Annotated in this window: 14 protein-coding genes and 1 riboswitch; of the genes, 11 read left to right on the forward strand and 3 right to left on the reverse strand. The window is 74.1% G+C overall.

From position 1 onward, the window contains the following. Positions 1-10: 10 nt before the first annotated feature. Positions 11-427 (forward strand): VOC family protein, encoded by a 417-nt coding sequence (locus tag HB370_RS10435; protein ID WP_030791147.1) that lies wholly within the window; start codon positions 11-13, stop codon positions 425-427. Between the two features lie 16 nt (positions 428-443). Here the strand turns inward: HB370_RS10435 and HB370_RS10440 are convergent, their stop codons facing one another. The 3 genes from HB370_RS10440 to HB370_RS10450 all read right to left on the reverse strand — a co-directional run bounded on the left by HB370_RS10440 (position 444) and on the right by HB370_RS10450 (position 4,398). Beyond that, entirely contained in the window at positions 444-1,862 is a 1,419-nt protein-coding gene (locus tag HB370_RS10440; RefSeq protein ID WP_208974384.1) for a hypothetical protein, read from the reverse strand. 193 nt (positions 1,863-2,055) lie between these two features. Further along, entirely contained in the window at positions 2,056-3,180 is a 1,125-nt protein-coding gene (locus HB370_RS10445) for an alpha/beta fold hydrolase (protein ID WP_030791153.1), read from the reverse strand. Between the two features lie 450 nt (positions 3,181-3,630). After that, entirely contained in the window at positions 3,631-4,398 is a 768-nt protein-coding gene (locus HB370_RS10450; protein WP_030791156.1) for a class II aldolase/adducin family protein, read from the reverse strand. A 219-nt stretch (positions 4,399-4,617) separates the two neighbouring features. On the opposite strand from HB370_RS10450, the gene HB370_RS10455 reads away from it, so the two are divergent. The 10 genes from HB370_RS10455 (at position 4,618) to cobI (ending at position 18,407) form a co-directional block, all read left to right on the forward strand. Beyond that, positions 4,618-5,352, forward strand: a complete 735-nt coding sequence (locus HB370_RS10455; protein ID WP_030791159.1) for a lysozyme — start codon at positions 4,618-4,620, stop codon at positions 5,350-5,352. A gap of 143 nt (positions 5,353-5,495) precedes the next feature. Next, on the forward strand, positions 5,496-6,824 hold the full coding sequence (locus tag HB370_RS10460; protein ID WP_030791160.1) for an inorganic phosphate transporter: 1,329 nt from the start codon (positions 5,496-5,498) through the stop codon (positions 6,822-6,824). A gap of 33 nt (positions 6,825-6,857) precedes the next feature. Then, positions 6,858-7,079, forward strand: a complete 222-nt coding sequence (locus HB370_RS10465; RefSeq protein WP_030791163.1) for a hypothetical protein — start codon at positions 6,858-6,860, stop codon at positions 7,077-7,079. 159 nt (positions 7,080-7,238) lie between these two features. Next, positions 7,239-7,382: riboswitch (cobalamin riboswitch) on the forward strand. A gap of 97 nt (positions 7,383-7,479) precedes the next feature. Next, positions 7,480-8,424, forward strand: coding sequence for a cobalamin biosynthesis protein (locus HB370_RS10470; RefSeq protein ID WP_030791168.1), 945 nt, complete (start codon positions 7,480-7,482; stop codon positions 8,422-8,424). Further along, a complete protein-coding gene (locus HB370_RS10475; protein WP_030791170.1) occupies positions 8,421-9,929 on the forward strand; it encodes a cobyric acid synthase in 1,509 nt (502 codons plus the stop codon). The genes HB370_RS10470 and HB370_RS10475 overlap by 4 nt, the downstream gene beginning before the upstream one ends. Then, entirely contained in the window at positions 9,926-13,576 is a 3,651-nt protein-coding gene (gene cobN / locus HB370_RS10480) for a cobaltochelatase subunit CobN (RefSeq protein WP_030791172.1), read from the forward strand. Before HB370_RS10475 ends, cobN begins: the two co-directional genes overlap by 4 nt. 169 nt (positions 13,577-13,745) lie before the next feature. Next, positions 13,746-15,734, forward strand: coding sequence for a putative cobaltochelatase (locus tag HB370_RS10485; RefSeq protein WP_030791174.1), 1,989 nt, complete (start codon positions 13,746-13,748; stop codon positions 15,732-15,734). Continuing rightward, positions 15,734-16,333, forward strand: a complete 600-nt coding sequence (gene cobO / locus HB370_RS10490; protein WP_030791176.1) for a cob(I)yrinic acid a,c-diamide adenosyltransferase — start codon at positions 15,734-15,736, stop codon at positions 16,331-16,333. The genes HB370_RS10485 and cobO overlap by 1 nt, the downstream gene beginning before the upstream one ends. Then, entirely contained in the window at positions 16,330-17,679 is a 1,350-nt protein-coding gene (locus HB370_RS10495) for a cobyrinate a,c-diamide synthase (RefSeq protein WP_037702935.1), read from the forward strand. Before cobO ends, HB370_RS10495 begins: the two co-directional genes overlap by 4 nt. Next, on the forward strand, positions 17,676-18,407 hold the full coding sequence (gene cobI, locus HB370_RS10500; RefSeq protein ID WP_030791181.1) for a precorrin-2 C(20)-methyltransferase: 732 nt from the start codon (positions 17,676-17,678) through the stop codon (positions 18,405-18,407). The genes HB370_RS10495 and cobI overlap by 4 nt, the downstream gene beginning before the upstream one ends. Positions 18,408-18,410 lie beyond the last annotated feature (3 nt).

Raw genomic sequence — 18,410 nt, forward strand, 5'->3', positions numbered from 1 at the left:
AGTGGTCGGCATGGCGGGCACGGGCGGCGGCGGACGGCCGGGCATCTGCCCCACACTGCTGTACACGGACGCGAAGGCGGCGATCAGGCAGCTCACCGAGGGCCTGGGCTTCACCGAGCTGTCGGTGTACGAGACGGCGGACGGCACGGTCCTGCACGCCGAGCTGGCCCAGGCCGGCGGCGTGGTGATGGTCGGCTCCAAGGGCCGCGGCGGCCCCTTCGACGCCGCCCTGGAGCAGGCGGGCCCCGCCGGGGTGTACGTCGTGGTGGACGACGTGGACGCCCACCACGAGCGGGCCGTGGCCCATGGGGTGGAGATCCTGATGCCCCCGGCGGACCAGGACTACGGTGCCCGGGAGTACCTGGCCCGGGACGCCGGGGGGAACATCTGGAGCTTCGGGACGTACGCCCCGGAGACCGGGGCCTGAGCCGCCCCGGTGGTACTCAGCCCCCGGTGTGCACCTGGAACGCGGCCCGGCGCACGGCCTTGGCCAGCGCCGGGTCGGGGTGCGCGGCGGCGAGCGCGACCAGCACCTGCACGGTGCGCGGGTGGCCGACCGCGCGGACCTCTTCGAGCAGCTGGGGCACGGTGGGCTGCACCGCGGACTCCAGGTGCCTCACCAGCATCGGCGCCTCACCGTGGTCGGCGACCGCGGCGGCGGTGTCCACCCACAGCCAGGTGGCCTCCTGACGGGTGAGCACCTCGTGGGCGTCCTCCGGGTCGACCCCGTCGTGCTCGGCGAGCCACAGCAGGGCGTACGGCCGCAGCGCCGGCTCGCCCACCACGGCCCGTACGTCGGGCTCGGCGGGCGCGCCGACGACGCGCAGCGCCTCGAAGGCCAACCCGCGCAGCAGCGCGTCGTCGCCGCGGGCGGCGTCGATCAGCTCGGTGACGGCGCTGCCGACGGGGCGGGCGGCGAGCCAGGCGCGGTACTCGGCGCGGGCCGCGTTGGGGCGCAGCTGGGCGCAGCCGCGCAGCATGTCCTCGGCGGACTGCTCGATGTTGCCGGCGGGGCTCTGGGCGGCCACGCAGATCTGCTCCAGCTTGACCCACACCGCCCAGCTGCCCAGCGGGGTGAGGGTGGCCTGGCCGCCGCCGTAGGTGAGGGCGCCGACCGAGGCGAGGGCCCGCAGCGCCCAGTCGAGCAGCGGGGCGAGCGGGGCGTCGGCGGCGGGCGCGGCGGCCGCCGGGGCGGGGGATCCGGCGGGCCGTCCGGTGCCGGGTTCGTAGGCGACCTCGCAGCGTTCGGTGCGCAGTTCGGTGACCCGCTGCTGGAGCAGGTCGAGCAGCTGCTCCACCGGGACCGGGCCGGCCGACAGCTGGAGGAAGGAGAGCACCTGGGGCATGGCCGAGACGACCTCGGCGACGGCGGCCGGCTCGTGTTCCGCGGGCTCGGGGAAGGCGAGCGACCAGGCGTCGAAGAGGGCGACCCAGCCGCGCAGCACGGCGCTGTCGTCGCGGTCCCAGGCGCGCAGCCGCCAGCCGGGCCGGGCGCTGTCGCCGTGCACCTCGACGAGTCCGGCGAGGCGGGCGGTGTCCCAGTCGGCGCGGACCTGGGCGACGCTCAGGCCCAGGTCGGCGGCGGCGCGTTCGGCGGTGGCGTCGGAAAGCGTCGCCTTGCCGTCGGCGGTGGCACCGTGCCGGCCGGGGCCGAGGGCGGCGTCGGCCCAGCGGGCGACGCGGACCGCGCCGGCCAGACCGGCGCGGGCCATTCCGGCCAGTTCGGCGGGGGCGGGCGTGCCCTCGGGCGGCCGGGGTGCCGGGCGGCGCGGGCGCCGCTGGTTCACAGCTCTGGGGGCGGCGGCCAGGGGTCGAGGTCGGACGAGTCGGAGCCTGGAGTCGCGCGGGATACGGGACGTCACGGGTGCAGTCTTCCGGTTGACGGTCCGAAAACCCAAACGGAATGTCAGGGCGGGCACCGGGGCCGGCCGGGGCACGGGGCGCGGGGCGGTGGGACGGACCGGATCGAGCCAGTCGTACGCCGGTGGCCGGATCGGCTCCGCGCCCGTAACCGGAATGCCGGCCACCGGCGCGCGCGGGCCCCGGCGCCCGGGGTCACAGCAGCGGGGTGAGGAACCGGCGCAGCCGTTCCTCGTACTCCTCGGGGTCCGCGTTCCACATCGCCGCGTGCGGGGCGTCCGGGACGGTGTGCAGGGTGACGAGGCCGGGCCGGCGCCGGGCGAGCCGGCGGGAGTACTCCCAGGGCGCGACCCGGTCGTCCGGGCCGTGCACGAGCAGGGTGGGCACCTGGAGCCGGTCCGGGCCGCCGGGCTCGGCGAGTCCGTCGGCGTGCAGTCCGGCCCGGCCCTGCGCGGCCCGCACCGCGAGCGGCAGCAGCGGCTCGGGGGTGCGCCGGGCCCGGGCCAGCGCGCGCAGCGTGGCGGGCCAGCTCAGGACCGGGGAGTCCAGGACGAGCCCGGCGACGCGGTCGCGGACCTGGGAGTGCTCGGCGGCGCGCAGGGCCATGGTGGCGCCGGTGGACCAGCCGAGCAGGACGACCCGGCCGGCGCCGTGGCGGACGGCGTACCGGATGGCCGCCTCGACGTCCCGCCACTCCGTCTCGCCGAGGTGGTTCAGCCGGTCCGGCGGGCGGGGGGCACCGGGGTCGCCGCGGTAGGCGAGGGCGAGGACGGGCAGCCGGCGGGCGTGCAGGAAGCCCATGAGGTTCAGGGCGTGCTCCCGGGTGGTGCCGAGGCCGTGTACGGCGATCACCCAGGTGTCCCGGTCGCCGGGGACGAACCAGGCGGGCAGGGCACCGAGTTCGCCGGGCACCTCGACGTCGGTGTGGTCCAGGCCGAGGGCGGTGCGGGGGTTGCCGACGTACAGGTTGGGGGTGAGCCAGGCCGCGTCGCCGGCCGTGAGGGTGCCGTGGGTGACGCGTTCCAGGCGCCGTACGACGGTGTCGGCGGCGTGCGGGGTGTCCTCCAGGACGGGGCCGACGACCGCGTGCGATCCGTCGCCGGCGAGGCCGTAGACGCCGGGGCGCAGGGTGGCCAGGTCGCGGGTGAGCGTGATCCGGCCGGCGTCCGTGCCGTGCACGGTGAGCCGGGGCTCGGTGGGCAGCGGGCCCGCGGACACCTTGAGCGCGGCGTCGCTGGCGAGCCGGCCGACGACCACGGAGGCCGTGCCGGCGGCCAGGACGGCGGTGACCGCGCCGGCGGTCGCTGAGACGGTGCGCACGGAACCAGTGTCACGGGGGCGGCGGGCGGCGGCCAGCCGAAGCGCCGGGAGGGGTGAGGAGGGCGGGCGGGGCGCGGAGCGCGGGAGGGGCGGGAGCGGGCGCGCGGGCGGGGTGCCGACGCGCCGGGACGGGGTGCCGTCGCGCCGGAGCCAGGACCAGGTACCGGCGGGCCAGGGCCAGGCGCCGACGCGCCGCAGCCGGGTGTCGGCGGGCCAGGGCCGGGGGGCGTCCCGGCCGGCCGGGACGGGCCGGGACGCGAGGGCGCGGCGGAGTACGGCGAGCGGAACCGGCCGGACCCGGCGGAGCAGAGCCAGTGCGGCCGGCACGGTCCGGTCATACGCGGCGTACGCGGCCGGCAGGGTGCCGTGGAGCGGGGCCGGTGTGCCCGGACGGGCCCGGCGGAGCGGGGTGTGCGGGGTGCGGGGCGGGCTGCTGTTCGGCAAAAGGGGTCACCTCCGTTGGCCGTACCCCTTCAAACGTTCCCCGACCTCCGCCACTTGTGCCTCGGTGAGCAGGGACGGGCTCAGGCCCGGCACCGACGACGCCGTCAGCCACAGGCGGCACATCCACTCCAGCTGGGCGGTGCGGTCGTAGGCCTGGTCGAGGGTGGCCCCGTAGGTGACCGTGCCGTGGTTGCGCAGCAGGCAGCCGGAGCGGCCGGCGAGGGCGCCGAGCATGTTCCGGGCCAGCTCGTCGCTGCCGTAGGGGGCGTAGGGAGCGACCCGTACGGGTCCGCCGAGGGCGGCGGCCATGTAGTGGACCAGCGGCAGCTCGGGGACGAGCGTGGAGACCGCGGTGGCGTGCACGGCGTGGGTGTGGACGACCGCGCGGGCGTCGGTGGTGCGGTAGACGGCGAGGTGCATGGGCAGCTCGCTGGTCGGCACGAGGGTGCCGAGCACCTGGCGGCCGGTGAGGTCGACGCCGGTGAGGTCGGCGGGGGTGAGCCGGTCGTAGGGCACCCCCGAGGGGGTGACCAGTACGAGGTCGCCGAGGCGGGCGGAGACGTTGCCGGAGGTGCCGACCACCAGCCCGTCGGCGACGGTCCGCCGCGCCGTGGCGACCACCTCCGCCCAGAGCCGCGCCACGTCCTCCCCGGTGTCCGGCACCTTGCCCTCCCCCAGCACCGCGCTCTCCCCCGCGCCCCGGCGCACGCTCCCCCGCTCGTCCGGGGAGTCGTCCAGTCGCCCGTCGTTCGCGTTCCGTCCCGGTTCAGCCATGCGGTGATCCTGCCAGCCGGAGGGACGGGGTGCGGGCGGGCCGGTGGATCCGGCCGGAAGCCGTGGGGCCGAACGAGGGGATTTCGGGGTGAAACGCCTGAAATCGCCCAGTTTTCTGTGTTCGACGGACCTTGAATGACTCCCTCCTGCCCACCCACGGGCGCCGCCGCCCGCGAGGGCCGGCGCGCCCGTCGTCCGCCACCCCCGGGGGGAGCCCGTATGGCCCGTGTACCCACCCTCGCCCGCCGCCGCGTGAGCGTCCTCGCGGCGGCCGTGGCGGCGGTCCTCGCCCTCACCGGCCCCGCGACCGCCGCCGCCAAACCGCCCAAGGGCCACGACGTGTCGTCGCACCAGCGGCACGTGAAGTGGCCGGACGCACGGAAGAAGGGAGCGCGGTTCGTCTACGTGAAGGCCACCGAGTCCACCGGTTACCGCAACCCCTACTTCGCCGAGCAGTACTCCGGCGCCCGCAAGGCGGGCCTGATCCGGGGCGCGTACCACTTCGCCCGCCCCGACCGGTCCTCCGGCGCCAAGCAGGCCGCGCACTTCGTGCGGCACGGCGGCGGCTGGCGGGGGGACGGCTGGACGCTGCCGCCCGCGCTCGACATCGAGTACAACCCCTACAGCTCGCGCAAGTGCTACGGGCTGGGCAAGAAACGCATGGTCGCCTGGATCCGTTCGTTCAGCGACGAGGTCCGGCGCAAGACCGGCCGCCGTCCGGTGATCTACACGACCACCCAGTGGTGGAAGCTGTGCACCGGCAACAGCCGCGCGTTCTCGAAGGACCACCCGCTGTGGATCGCCCGGCACGGCACCGCCCGGCCGGGGCCGCTGCCGGGCGGCTGGAAGTACTGGACGTTCTGGCAGTACCGCACGAAGGGCGCGCTGCCGGGTGACCAGGATCTCTTCAACGGCACCCTGGACCGGCTGCGGATCTTCGCGCGGGCCCGGTAGCCAAGGGGGGCCCGGCCCGGCGCAGCGGAACAGAACCCCGGTATGGGATTGCCGACACCACCCTGCCCGTCCCAGTTCATCTTCCGTTCACCCAGGTTGCCTACGTTCATCCAGCCAACGACCTCGAACGATTGCCTGGGTAAATGGAAAGCTTCTCGCTGATCCTCGCGATTGTGGTGGTAACCGCTCTCGCGTTCGATTTCACGAACGGTTTCCACGACACCGCGAACGCGATGGCCACCACCATCTCCACAGGCGCCCTGAAGCCCAAGATCGCGGTGACCATGTCCGCCGCCCTCAACCTTGCGGGCGCCTTCCTCTCCGTGGAGGTCGCGAACACGATCTCCAAGGGTCTCGTCGACGAGACCGGCATCCGTCCCGAGGTCATCTTCGCCGCCCTGGTCGGCGCGATCCTCTGGAACCTGCTGACCTGGCTGGTGGGCCTGCCCTCCAGTTCCTCGCACGCCCTGATGGGCGGCCTGGTCGGCGCCACCGTCGCCTCCGCCGGCTTCGACGCCGTCCACGGCGGCGTCCTGGTCACCAAGGTGCTGCTCCCCGCCGTCGCCGCGCCGGTCGTGGCGGGCCTCGCCTCGTTCCTGGCCACCCGGCTCTCCTACGGCATCGGCGGCACCGGCGACGACGAGGCCACCCGCAAGGGCTACCGCGCCGGCCAGATCGCCTCCGCCGGCCTGGTCTCGCTCGCGCACGGCACCAACGACGCCCAGAAGACGATGGGCATCATCACCCTCGCGCTGATCGCGGGCGGCTCCCTCGCCCCCGGCGCCAACCCTCCCACCTGGGTGATCCTCTCGGCCGGCCTGGCCATCGCGCTCGGCACCTACATCGGCGGCTGGCGCATCATCCGCACCATGGGCAAGGGCCTGACCGACCTGGAGCCGCGCCAGGGCTTCGCCGCCCAGACCGGCGCCGCGACCGCCATCCTGGCCTCCTCCCACCTCGGCTTCTCCCTCTCCACCACCCACGTCGTCTCCGGCTCGGTGATGGGCGCGGGCCTCGGCCGCAAGGGCGGCGTGGTCCGCTGGTCCACCGCGACCCGCATGGCCGTCGCCTGGGTGCTCACCCTGCCGGCCGCCGCGCTGGTCGGCGCGGGTGCCGAGTCCGTCACCGACCTCGGTGACTGGGGCACCGCCGCCGTCGCCGTCTTCCTGGTCGCCGCGAGCGCCGCGATCTGGAAGATCTCCCGCCGCGAGGTCGTGGACCACACCAACGTGGTCGAGGAGACCGGCGAGCCGGCCGGTGTCGTCACCGCCGCCATCGCCGCGGTCACCCCGCCGCCCGCCGGCCCGATCGCCGACAGCCTGACGGTCCCGGCCGCCGGGAAGCCGATCTCCGCGGACCTGGCCACCGCCGATCTGACGACCGCCGATCTGACGGCCGGCGATCTGACGGCCACGATCCCCGCCCCGGCCGCCGAACCGGCCCCCGCCGCCCCGCCGGCCGCCACGGTCTGACCCGCCCGCACGGTTACTGAAGGAAGCAATCCCATGAAGATCGACTGGGCGGCCCTCGGCTCCGTTCTGGGCGTCAGCGTCGTGTTCACGGTGTGCCTGGTGGCCCTGTTCACCCTCGGCATCAACGGCCTGTCCCGCCGCGAGCGGGCCGCGGCCCAGGGCGGCTCCGCCGCGCTCGCCGTCACCGGCGCCTACGTCTGCTTCGCCGCCTGCGCGGCGGCCGTGGCCTACGGCATCTACCTGATCGTGGCCTGACCGCAGACCCCGATCCCCGCCTCCGCCCCGCCGACCGGCCCACCCGCCGGACCCGGCGGGGCGGACGCATGCTCGCGGCGGCCCCGAAGACCCGTCCGGCGCCCCGGCGATGTGGGCCTCAGCACAGTCGGGCATCCCAGGTCAAAGGCAAGTTGACGGCCCTTCCGGGCACGTGGTGGACTGCCCAGGCCATGTACGGCGGCAGCAGAGGAAGCCAGTGCGAATCCGGCGCGGTCCCGCCACTGTCACCGGGGAAGAACCCCCCGGGAGCCAGGAACTCTCGCCGCCGGAATCCGTCGAACCAGGGCGTGGACACCCTGAGTGAGGACATGAATCGCCATGCTCGGCTGCCGAAGGACCCGTACCGGGAACGCCCCTGTGCCCACGGCCGGCTGAGCCGATGGGTGCCGACCGCACATACGCGTACGGCGCCGCCGCCGGCGTCCTCGGTGATCTGCTCCTCGGCGATCCCCGCCGCGGGCACCCGGTCGCCGCGTTCGGCCGCGCGGCCACGGCCGTGGAAGGCGCGCTGTGGCACGACCACCGCGGCTGGGGCGCCGTGCACACCGCCGTATGCGCCGGTGGCGCCGTCGTGCTCGGGGCGCTGGCCGCACGCGCCGTACGCCCCTCCCGTACCGCCTCCGTCGCGCTGACCGCCGCCGCCACCTGGGCCGTCGTCGGCGGCACCTCGCTCGCCCGCGAGGCCGACGCGATCGGGCGCGCCCTGGCCGCGGGGGACGTCGAGGCCGCCCGCGCCCGGCTGCCCCACCTGTGCGGCCGCGACCCGCAGGCGCTGGACGCCGACGGAATGGCCCGGGCCGTGGTCGAGTCGGTCGCCGAGAACACCTCCGACGCCGTGGTGGGCGCCCTGGTGTGGGGAGCCGTGGCCGGGGTGCCGGGGCTGCTCGGGTTCCGGGCCGTCAACACCCTGGACGCCATGGTGGGTCACAAGTCACCCCGCCACCGCCGCTACGGCTGGGCCTCCGCCCGCCTCGACGACGTCGCCGGCTGGCCGGGCGCCCGGCTCACCGCCGTACTCGCCACCGTCGCCGGACCCGACCCGCGCGGCGCCCTGCGCGCCTGGAAGGCCGACGCCCGCAAGCACCCGAGCCCCAACGCCGGTCCCGTGGAGGCCGCCTTCGCGGGCGCCCTCGGCGTCCGGCTGGGCGGAACCCTCTCCTACGGCGGCCGGGTCGAACACCGGCCCGTGCTCAACGGCGGCACCGGACGCCCGGTCCGGGTCACCGACATCGACCGGGCGGTACGGCTCTCCCGCCGCGTCGGCCTGCTCGCCCTCGGCACCACGCTCGCCGCGCGCGCACTCCTGAAAGGACGTGGGAAGTGAACGGTGGCCTCCTCGTGGCCGGCACCACCTCGGACGCCGGCAAGAGCGTCGTGACGGCCGGGATCTGCCGGTGGCTGGTCCGCCAGGGCGTCAAGGTGGCGCCGTTCAAGGCGCAGAACATGTCCCTGAACTCCTTCGTGACCCGGGAGGGCGCGGAGATCGGCCGCGCCCAGGCCATGCAGGCCCAGGCCTGCCGGATCGAGCCGACCGCGCTGATGAACCCGGTGCTGCTCAAGCCCGGCGGCGAGCAGAGCAGCCAGGTCGTGCTGCTCGGCAAGCCGGTGGGCGAGCTGAGCGCGCGCGGCTACCACGGCGGGCGCCAGCAGCGGCTGCTGGGCACGGTACTGGACTGCCTGGCCGAGCTGCGGGGCACGTATGACGCGGTGATCTGCGAAGGGGCGGGCAGCCCGGCCGAGATCAACCTGCGGCGGACCGACATCGTCAACATGGGCATCGCGCGGGGCGCGCGGCTGCCGGTGCTGGTGGTGGGCGACATCGACCGCGGGGGCGTCTTCGCGTCCTTCTTCGGCACGGTCGCCCTGCTCTCGCCCGAGGACCAGGAGCTGGTCGCCGGGTTCCTGGTGAACAAGTTCCGCGGCGACGTCGGCCTGCTCGAACCCGGCCTGGACATGCTGCACGGCCTCACCGGGCGGCGGACCTACGGCGTCCTGCCGTTCCGGCACGGGCTCGGCATCGACGAGGAGGACGGACTGCGCGTCTCCCTGCGCGGCACCGTACGGGAGTCCACGGTCACTCCCCCGGTCGGCGAGGACGTCCTCCGGGTCGCCGTGTGCGCGATCCCGCTGATGTCCAACTTCACCGACGTGGACGCGCTCGCCGCCGAACCGGGCGTCGTCGTACGGTTCGTGGACCGGCCGGAGGAACTGGCCGACGCCGACCTCGTGGTGATCCCGGGCACCCGCGGCACCGTACGGGCGCTCCAGTGGCTGAGGGAACGCGGACTGGCGGACGCCCTCGTACGCCGGGCCGCCGAACACCGGCCCGTCCTCGGCATCTGCGGCGGCTTCCAGATCCTCGGCGAGCACATCGAGGACGACGTCGAAAGCCGCAAGGGACACGTCGACGGGCTCGGCATCCTGCCCGTGCGGGTGCGCTTCGCCCGCGAGAAGACCCTCACCCGGCCCAGCGGCCAGGCCCTCGGCGAGCACGTCGACGGCTACGAGATCCACCACGGCGTCGCCACGGTCGAGGGCGGCGAACCCTTCCTGGACGGCTGCCGCGTCGGCCAGACCTGGGGCACCCACTGGCACGGCTCCCTGGAGTCGGACGGCTTCCGGCGCGCCTTCCTGCGCGAGGTGGCCGCCGCCGCGGGCCGCCGCTTCGTCCCCGCGCCGGACACCTCCTTCGCCGCGCTGCGCGAGGAGCAGCTCGACCGGCTCGGCGACCTCATCGAACAGCACGCGGACACGGACGCGCTGTGGCGGCTCATCGAGTCCGGCGCGCCGCAAGGACTGCCTTTCATTCCACCGGGAGCGCCCGCATGAGCACAGTGTTGTTGTTGTCGACCGCCGACACGGATCTGCTGGCGGCCCGGGCCTCCGGCGCCGGCTACCGCATCGGCAACCCCACCCGGATCGACGTCGCCGGGGAACTGCCGGCCCTGATCGAGGGCGCGGACCTCGCCGTCGTACGGCTGCTGGGCGGCAAGCGGGCCTGGGAGGACGGGCTGGCCGCGCTGAAGGCGTCCGGCATCCCGACCGTGCTGCTGGGCGGCGAGACCGTACCCGACGCCGAACTCATGGCCGAGTCCTCGGTGCCCGCCGGTGTGGTCGCGGAGGCGCTGAAGTACCTGGTCGAGGGCGGCCCCGCCAACCTGCTGGAGCTGTCCCGGTTCCTGTCCGACACCGTGCTGCTGACCGGCGAGGGCTTCGAGGAGCCGCGCCGCATGCCCGAGTTCGGTGTGCACGGCGGCTACGACATCCAGGACGGCCGCCCGACCGTGGGCGTGCTGTTCTACCGGGCGCACGAACTGAGCGGCAACACCGCCTTCGTGGACACCCTGTGCCAGGCGATCGAGGCGGCCGGCGCCAACGCCCTCCCCGTGTACTGCGGTTCGCTGCGCGGCGCGGACCCCGCCCTGTACGAGCTGCTGGGCCGGGCCGACGCGCTGGTCGCCACCGTGCTCGCGGCCGGCGGCACCCACGCCTCCACGGCCTCCGCCGGCGGCGACGAGGAAGCCTGGGACATCGGCGCGCTCGCCGACCTGGACGTCCCCGTGCTGCAAGGGCTCTGCCTCACCTCCTCGCGCGCCGCGTGGGAGGAGTCCGACGCCGCCCTGTCCCCCATGGACGCGGCGATGCAGGTCGCCATCCCCGAGTTCGACGGCCGGCTGATCACCGTCCCCTTCTCCTTCAAGGAACAGGGCCCCGACGACGTCCCGGTGTACGTCGCCGACCCCGAGCGGGCCGCCCGGGTCGCCGGGATCGCCGTCCGGCACGCCCGGCTGAAGCACAAGCCGAACGCCGAGAAGAAGGTCGCCCTCGTCTTCACCGCCTACCCGACCAAGCACTCCCGGGTCGGCAACGCCGTCGGCCTGGACACTCCCGCGTCCGCCGTCCGGGTGCTCGACGCGCTCCGCGACGCCGGCTACTCGCTGACCGAATACCCCGACGGCGGCGACGAGTTGATCCACCGGCTCATCGAGGCCGGCGGCCACGACGTGGAGTGGCTGACCGAGGAACAGCTGGCCGCCGCGCCCGCGCGGGTACCGCTCGCCGACTACCGGGCCTGGTTCGAGAAGCTGGACCCTCAGCTGCGGGACGCCATGACCGTGGCGTGGGGCGAACCCCCGGGCAGCCTCTACGTGGACGGCGACGACATCGTGCTCGCCTCCCTCCAGTACGGCAACGTCGTCGTCATGATCCAGCCGCCGCGCGGCTTCGGCGAGAACCCGATCGCGATCTACCACGACCCCGACATGCCGCCCTCCCACCACTACATGGCGGCCTACCGCTGGCTGGAGAACAGCTTCGGCGCCGACGCGATCGTGCACATGGGCAAGCACGGCACCATGGAGTGGCTGCCGGGCAAGGGCCTCGGACTCTCGCGCGGCTGTGCCCCCGACGCGGTCCTCGGCGAACTGCCGCTGATCTACCCGTTCATCGTCAACGACCCCGGCGAGGGCACCCAGGCCAAGCGGCGCGGGCACGCCACCGTGGTCGACCACCTGGTGCCGCCGATGGCCCGCGCGGACACCTACGGCGACCTGGCCAAGCTGGAACAGCTCCTCGACGAGTACGCGCTGGTCAGCGACCTGGACCCGGCGAAGGCCCCGGCCGTGCGCGCGCAGATCTGGACGCTCGTCAAGGCGGCGGAGCTGCACCACGACCTGCACGTGGACGAGCAGCCGGACGACGACGAGTTCGACGAGTTCGTCATGCACATCGACGGCTACCTGTGCGAGATCAAGGACGTCCAGATCCGCGACGGCCTGCACATCCTGGGCGGCGGCCCGGTCGGTGAAGCACGCGTCAACCTCGTCCTCGCGGTGCTGCGCGCCTCCCAGGTGTGGGGCGGCCAGGCCAACGCCCTGCCCGGCCTGCGGGCCTCGCTGGCGGCCCACTTCGGGCTGGTGGAGAAGGAGTTGCTGGCCGAGCCGGGCGCCCCGGTGAAGGTGCCGGTGGAGCTGACGGACCTGGTGGAGGGCCCGGCCCGGTCCGCCGCCGACGCCATCGACCTGCTGGAGCAGCTGTGCCGGCGGATCGCGGAGGGCATGGAGGCCCGGGCGTGGGACCGTACGGTGGTCCCGGCCGTCCTGCGGGGCGTGCTCGGCGCCGAACTGCCCGAGGCGGTCGCGGTGCTGGAGTTCGCGTGCGACGAGGTCGTACCGCGGCTGGCCCGGACCACCGACGAGATCGGGCACATCCTGCGGGCCCTGAACGGCGGTTACGTACCCGCCGGCCCGTCCGGCTCCCCGACCCGGGGCCTGGTGAACGTCCTGCCGACGGGCCGCAACTTCTACTCCGTCGACCCCAAGGCCATCCCGTCCCGGCTCAGCTGGGAGGTCGGGCAGTCACTGGCGGACTCGCTGGTGCAGCGGTACCTCAGCGACACCGGGGAGTACCCGAAGTCCGTGGGCCTCACCGTGTGGGGCACCTCCGCGATGCGCACCCAGGGTGACGACATCGCCGAGATCCTGGCCCTGCTCGGCTGCCGCCCGGTGTGGGACGAGGCATCGCGCCGGGTGACCGGCTTCGAGATCATTCCCCTGGCCGAACTGGGGCGGCCCCGCATCGACGTCACGGTCCGCATCTCCGGGTTTTTCCGGGACGCGTTCCCGCATGTGGTCGGGCTGATCGACGACGCGGTCCGGGCGGTGGCGGAGCTGGACGAGCCGGCCGAGTCCAACTACGTGCGGGCGCACGTGGACGAGGACGCGGCCGAGCACGGCGACCGGCGCCGCGCCACCGCCCGCATCTTCGGCTCCAAGCCGGGCGCCTACGGCGCGGGCCTGCTGCCGCTGATCGACGCCCGGAACTGGCGCAGCGACGCGGACCTCGCCGAGGTGTACGCCGTCTGGGGCGGCTACGCCTACGGCCGCGGACTCGACGGGCGGGCGGCGCGCGGGGACATGGAGACGGCGTTCCGGCGGATCGCGGTGGCCGCGAAGAACATCGACACGAGAGAGCATGACCTGGTCGACGCCGACGACTACTTCCAGTACCACGGCGGCATGGTCGCCATGGTCCGGCACCTGACCGGCGCCAGCCCCGAGGCGTACGTGGGCGATTCGGCCGTCCCCGACCAGGTGAAGACGCGGACGCTGGGCGAGGAGACGCACCGGGTGTTCCGGGCGCGGGTGGTCAACCCCCGGTGGATGGCGGCCATGCGCCGGCACGGCTACAAGGGCGCCTTCGAGATGGCGGCGACCGTGGACTACCTGTTCGGCTACGACGCCACGGCGGGCGTGGTGGACGACTGGATGTACGAGAAGCTCAGTGCCGAGTACGTCTTCGACCCGGAGAACCGGGAGTTCATGAAGAGGTCCAACCCGTGGGCCCTGCGCGGCATCACCGAACGCTTGCTGGAGGCGGCGGACCGGGGGCTGTGGGCGGAACCGGATCAGGAGACCTTGGACCGGCTCCGGGCGACCTACCTGGAGCTTGAGGGAGATCTGGAGGGGGACGCTTGATGTCCCTGGGGAGCCCCGCAGCGGCGGGGAGCACAGCAACCGCGGCCGCAACTCGCCCTCTTCGGGAGGACCACCCCCACATCAGCGGGGAGCACACGGCGACTGTCCCAGGTCCGGATTCGGAGCCCGATCCGTTTCGGCATGATTCACCCGGAGGAGTGATCAACGCGTGAGCACGCCCTACCCCTTCACGGCCGTTGTCGGCCAGGACGACCTGCGGCTGGCCTTGCTCCTCAACGCCGTCAGCCCCGCAGTGGGCGGTGTCCTGGTGCGCGGGGAGAAGGGGACCGCGAAGAGCACGACTGTACGCGCTCTTTCCGCCCTGCTCCCGGAGGTCGCCGTCGTCCCCGGGTGCCGTTTCTCCTGTGACCCGAACTCCCCGGACCCGGAGTGCCCGGACGGTCCGCATGAGCCGGGTAGTGGCACGCAGCGGCCCGCCCGGATGGTCGAGCTGCCTGTAGGTGCCTCCGAGGACCGGCTGGTGGGCTCGCTCGACATCGAACGCGCTCTCGCCGAAGGCGTGAAGAGCTTCGAGCCCGGCCTCTTGGCACAGGCCCACCGCGGGATCCTTTACGTCGACGAAGTCAATTTGCTGCATGACCACCTCGTCGACGTCCTGCTGGACGCGGCCGCGATGGGTGCCTCGTACGTCGAGCGTGAAGGCGTCTCCGTGCGGCACGCGGCTCGTTTTCTCCTCGTGGGGACCATGAACCCTGAGGAAGGCGAGTTGAGACCTCAACTGTTGGACCGTTTCGGTCTCACGGTCGAAGTCGCCGCCTCCCGTGAGCCGGACCAGCGGGTGGAGGTCGTGCGGCGGCGCCTCGCCTACGACGACGACCCCGCCGCCTTCGCCGCCCAGTGGGCGCAGGAAGAGGCCGCCGTACGGCAGCGGATCGTCGCCGCGCGGGAGTTGCTGCCGCAGGTGCGGCTCGGTGACGCGGCGCTGCGGCAGATCGCGGCCACCTGCGCGGCTTTCGAGGTGGACGGCATGCGCGCCGACATCGTGATGGCGCGGACCGCGACCGCGCTGGCCGCGTGGGCCGGGCGGACGGACGTCCTCGCCGAGGATGTGCGGCAGGCGGCGTTGCTGGCGTTGCCGCATCGCAGGCGCCGTGCGCCCTTCGACGCGCCGGGCCTGGACGAGGACAAGCTGGACGAGACGCTGGAGCAGTACTCCGGGGACGACGGCGACGACGAGCCGGACCCCGACGGTCCCGGCGGCGGTGGGCAGCCGGCGCCGGACAGCGGTCCGCAGGGTGACGGCGGTGAGGCCGCGCGGCCGGAGGCCGGTGAGGGCGGGCAGCCGCAGGCGTCCGGCGCGGGCGAGCAGTCGGCCGCACGCGCCACCGAGCCCTTCCGTACCAAGGCGCTGACCGTCCCCGGGATCGGGGAGGGTGCCGCCGGGCGGCGCTCGCGGGCGCGGACCGAGCACGGGCGCACCACCGGGGCGCGCCGGCCGCAGGGGACGCTGACCAAGCTGCACCTGGCGGCCACCGTTCAGGCGGCCGCGCCGCATCAGCGGGCGCGGGGGCGGTCCGGGCCGGGGCTGATCGTGCGCCGGGACGATCTGCGGCAGGCGACCAGGGAGGGGCGTGAGGGCAACCTCGTTCTCTTCGTGGTCGACGCCTCCGGTTCGATGGCCGCGCGGCAGCGGATGAGTGCCGTGAAGGGTGCGGTGCTGTCGTTGCTGCTGGACGCCTACCAGCGGCGGGACAAGGTGGGGCTGGTGACCTTCCGGGGTACCTCGGCCGATGTCGCCCTGCCCCCCACCTCGTCCGTGGACGCCGCCGCCGCGCGGCTGGAGTCGCTGCCGACCGGCGGTCGTACGCCGCTGGCGGCCGGGCTGCTGAAGGCGCACGAGGTGCTGCGCGTGGAGCGGCTGCGGGATCCGGCGCGGCGGCCGCTGGTGGTCGTGGTGACGGACGGGCGGGCCACGGGTGGTCCGGAGCCTGTGCTGCTCGCGTCCAGGGCCGCCGGGCTGTTCGCGGCCGAGGGCGTCGCCTCGGTGGTCGTGGACTGTGAGTCGGGGCCGGTGCGGCTGGGGCTGGCCGGGCAGCTGGCCGGTGAGCTGGGCGGTACGGCGGTGACGCTGGACGAGCTGCGGGCGGACTCGATCGCCGGGCTGGTGAAGGGTATTCAGGGCAGGAGGGCCGCGTAGTGCCGCAGGGACAGCCGAGTGTCGTACCGGACGACGGGCTGACGACGCGTCAGCGGCGGAACCGTCCGCTGGTCGTGGTGCACACGGGTATCGGCAAGGGCAAGTCCACCGCCGCGTTCGGGCTCGCGCTGCGCGCCTGGAACCAGGGGTGGCCGATCGGGGTGTTCCAGTTCGTCAAGTCGGCGAAGTGGAAGGTCGGCGAGGAGAACGCGCTGCGGGTGCTCGGTGCCTCCGGTGAGGGCGGCACGGTCGACTGGCACAAGATGGGCGAGGGCTGGTCGTGGGTCCAGCGGGATGCCCAGATGGACAACGAGGAGAAGGCCCGGGAGGGCTGGGAGCAGGTCAAGCGTGACCTGGCCGCCGAGACGTACCGGCTGTACGTGCTGGACGAGTTCGCGTACCCGATGCACTGGGGGTGGGTGGACACCGGCGAGGTGATCGAGGTGCTGCGGAACCGGCCCGGTACCCAGCATGTGGTGATCACCGGGCGGAACGCGCCGCCGGAGCTGGTGGACTTCGCCGATCTCGTCACCGACATGTCCAAGGTCAAGCACCCCATGGACGTGGGGCAGAAGGGCCAGAAGGGCATCGAGTGGTGACATCGTCGGTGCCTCGGCTGGTCGTCGCCGCACCCTCGTCGGGCAGCGGCAAGACCACCGTCGCCACGGGGCTGATGGCCGCGTTCGCCGCGCGGGGGCTCGCCGTGTCCCCGCACAAGGTGGGGCCGGACTACATCGACCCGGGGTACCACGCCCTCGCGACCGGGCGTACGGGGCGCAACCTGGACGCGTATCTGTGCGGGCCGGAGCTGGTCGCTCCGCTGTTCCTGCACGGGGCGCGGGGGTGTGACCTGGCCGTGGTCGAGGGTGTGATGGGGCTGTACGACGGGGCGGCCGGGCAGGGTGAGCTGGCGTCCACCGCGCATGTGGCGAAGCTGCTGCGGGCGCCGGTGGTGCTGGTGGTCGACGCGTCCTCGCAGTCGCGGTCGGTGGCGGCGCTGGTGCACGGGTTCGCCTCGTGGGATCCGGAGGTGCGCCTCGGGGGCGTGATCCTGAACAAGGTCGGGTCGGACCGGCACGAGGAGTTGCTCAGGGAGGCGCTGGATTCGTCCGGGGTGCCGGTCCTGGGTGTGCTGCGGCGGGTTCCTCAGGTGGACACTCCGTCGCGGCATCTGGGGCTGGTGCCGGTCGCCGAGCGGCGGGCCGATGCGGTGGACGCGGTCGCGGCGATGGCGGCGCAGGTCGAGCGGGGATGTGATCTCGAGGCTCTGTCGCGGCTGGCGGGCAGTGCGGGACCGCTGCCGGACGTGCCCTGGGAAGCGCCCGTCGGCGCGGCGGGGAGGCGTGCGGTGGTCGCCGTGGCCGGCGGTCCGGCGTTCACCTTCTCCTACGCCGAGCACACCGAGCTGCTCACCGCCGCCGGAGCCGAGGTCGTCGTATTCGACCCCCTGCGGGACGAGCGGCTGCCCGAGGGTACGGCGGGGTTGGTCATCGGCGGGGGCTTCCCCGAGGTGTACGCCGCCGAGCTGTCCGCCAACGAGCCCCTGCGCAGGGCCGTCGCCGAACTGGCGCTCTCCGGTGCCCCCGTGGCCGCCGAATGTGCCGGACTGCTCTACCTGTGCCGGGAGTTGGACGGCAGGCCGATGTGCGGTGTGCTGGACGCCACCGCGCGGATGAGTGAGCGGCTGACGCTCGGCTACCGGGACGCCGTGGCCGTCGGTGACAGCGCGCTGGCGGCGGCCGGGACGCGGATGCGGGGGCACGAGTTCCACCGCACGGTGGTGGAGCCGGGCGCGGGGGCCGCTCCCGCCTGGGGGGTCACGGCCCCGGTGCGGCGGGTCGAAGGTTTCGTACAGCAGGGCGTGCACGCGAGTTATCTGCACACGCACTGGGCTGCCCGGCCCGGTGTCGCCCGTCGGTTCGTGGAGAGGTGCCGGACGTCATGAGCAGCAGGCTGGTCGGAGTCGGGGTCGGTCCCGGTGATCCGGAGCTGGTGACCGTCAAGGGGGTCAACGCCCTGCGGGCGGCCGATGTCGTCGTGGTGCCCGTCATGGACACCGGGGAGCGGGGGCGGGCCGAGGCGACGGTGGCGCACTACGTGCCCGCGGAGAAGATCGTGCGGGTGGTGTTCGCGCTGAACGAGCGGACGGACCGGGCGCGCCGGGAGGCGGCCTGGGACGCGGCCGGGCGGCGGGTGGCCGAACTGCTGGAGGCGCACGCGTGTGTCGCGTTCGCCACCATCGGTGACCCGAACGTGTACTCGACGTTCACCTATCTGGCGCAGACCCTCGTGGAGCTGGTGCCGGATGTGGTCGTGGAGACGGTGCCGGGGATCACCGCGATGCAGGATCTCGCGGCGCGGTCGGGGGCGGTGCTGACGGAAGGCACCGAGCCGCTGACCCTGGTGCCGGTGACGGCCGGGGCGGCGGTGCTGAAGGAGGCGCTGGCCGGTCCGGGCACGGTGGTGGCGTACAAGTTCGGGCGGCAGGCCGCCGAGGTCGCCGAGGCGCTGAAGGAGACCGGGCGGCTCGCGGACGCGGTGTGGGGGTCGGCGCTGGGGCTGCCGGAGGAGTCGGTGCGGCCGGCCGCCGAGCTGGACGGGACGCCGCTGCCGTATCTGTCGACGCTGATCGCGCCGCCGCGGCGGGACGGCGGCCGGGGCGGGAAGCTGTGAGAC

The organism is Streptomyces sp. DSM 40868 (genome assembly GCF_011820545.1).
Classification (GTDB): Bacteria; Actinomycetota; Actinomycetes; order Streptomycetales; family Streptomycetaceae; genus Streptomyces; species Streptomyces eurythermus.

Excerpts from the sequence above, each read along its gene's own strand:
- cobI (WP_030791181.1), top strand. The coding sequence starts at position 17,676 with ATGAGCAGCAGGCTGGTCGGAGTCGGGGTCGGTCCCGGTGATCCGGAG.
- cobN (WP_030791172.1), top strand. The coding sequence starts at position 9,926 with ATGAGCACAGTGTTGTTGTTGTCGACCGCCGACACGGATCTGCTGGCG.
- HB370_RS10455 (WP_030791159.1), top strand. The coding sequence starts at position 4,618 with ATGGCCCGTGTACCCACCCTCGCCCGCCGCCGCGTGAGCGTCCTCGCG.
- HB370_RS10460 (WP_030791160.1), top strand. The coding sequence starts at position 5,496 with ATGGAAAGCTTCTCGCTGATCCTCGCGATTGTGGTGGTAACCGCTCTC.
- HB370_RS10470 (WP_030791168.1), top strand. The coding sequence starts at position 7,480 with ATGGGTGCCGACCGCACATACGCGTACGGCGCCGCCGCCGGCGTCCTC.
- HB370_RS10450 (WP_030791156.1), bottom strand. The coding sequence starts at position 4,398 with ATGGCTGAACCGGGACGGAACGCGAACGACGGGCGACTGGACGACTCC.
- HB370_RS10435 (WP_030791147.1), top strand. The coding sequence starts at position 11 with ATGGCGGGCACGGGCGGCGGCGGACGGCCGGGCATCTGCCCCACACTG.
- HB370_RS10465 (WP_030791163.1), top strand. The coding sequence starts at position 6,858 with ATGAAGATCGACTGGGCGGCCCTCGGCTCCGTTCTGGGCGTCAGCGTC.